This is a genomic window from Kitasatospora sp. NPDC127060, assembly GCF_042724935.1.
GTDB lineage: Bacteria > Actinomycetota > Actinomycetes > Streptomycetales > Streptomycetaceae > Kitasatospora.
The window spans coordinates 1-1,075 of record NZ_JBHXEG010000109.1 but is presented as its reverse complement, the minus strand read 5'-3'; the positions used below and the strand labels follow the sequence as shown (position 1 = coordinate 1,075).

The window sequence follows — 1,075 nt, the reverse complement described above, 5'->3', positions numbered from 1 at the left end:
CGGGGGGGGGGGGGGGGGGCCCCCCGGGCCAGCCCAGCCCCGGGGTTGGGGCGTCCGCCCCGCGGCGGCCCGGGGCCCGGGGGGGGTCCACCGCGGGGGGCCCGGGACCGCCGGTACACCGACGCGCGGCTGAGGCGGACCTCACAGCCGAAGTCACAGAGCAAACGGGCGACCGCCGAGGCAGTGGTCGCCCCGAGGACACGAAGTACCGAGAGCAAGGAGCGAAATCATGGTGGTGGCGTCGAGAGAAGACGAGCGGGTGCGCGAACCGGACCCGACGGTGGCCGGGATCGAGACGCCCACGGGCACGGAGACGGTGGCCGGCCCCGGAGCCGAGCCGGACTTGCACGCGATGACACGGATCACCCTGCGGCCCATCGCCTCGCCGATGCCCCTGGGCTTCTTCACGGTGGCCATCTCCTCCGTCGTGACCAGCAGCCTGCAGCTCGGTCTGATCGACGGTGCGAACCGGCAGGCCGTGGCGCTCACGGTCTTCTCCGCCTTCGTGCTCCAACTCCTGGTCAGCATACTCGCGTTCGGCGCGCGCGACGTCATCGCGGCGACGCTGATGGGCGGATTCGCCGGCGCCTGGCTGGCCAACGGCCTGGTCACGTCGACGGACGCCCACGGCGGGGCGCAGGTGCTCGGCGTGATGAACCTGGTGTTCACGGTCTTCGCCGCGCTGATGGCATCGGTGGCCAAGCCGAAGAAGGTGCTGTGGCTGCTCCTGGTGATCGCCGTGCCGCGCTACTTCGTCGCCGGCGTCTACGGCCTCTCGGGCGCGGCCTGGCTGGGCCACGCCGCCGGGGCGCTCGGCATGCTCCTCGCGGCGGTCGCGATGTACGCCGCCTACGCCCTGATGCTGGAGGAGCTTCGCGGCCGGGAGGCCCTGTGGATCGGACGCAGCGGTCCCGTGCGGGACGCCATGCACGCGGGACTGGCCGACCAGCTGAACCGGCTGGAACAGCAGGCGGGTGTGCGCCGGACCCTGTAGTCGGTGGCCCGTCCGACCGCCCGGATCCGCCGGCGGGACGCGATTCGGCTGTGCTCGTACCCGAGGACCGGGTACGAGCAC

At 73.1% G+C, this 1,075-nt stretch carries 1 protein-coding gene; it reads left to right on the top strand.

The window, feature by feature from the left end:
• Positions 1–235: 235 nt before the first annotated feature.
• Entirely contained in the window at positions 236–994 is a 759-nt protein-coding gene (locus ACFWIS_RS36885; RefSeq protein WP_380464168.1) for a GPR1/FUN34/YaaH family transporter, read from the top strand.
• The last annotated feature ends 81 nt before the right edge of the window (positions 995–1,075 follow it).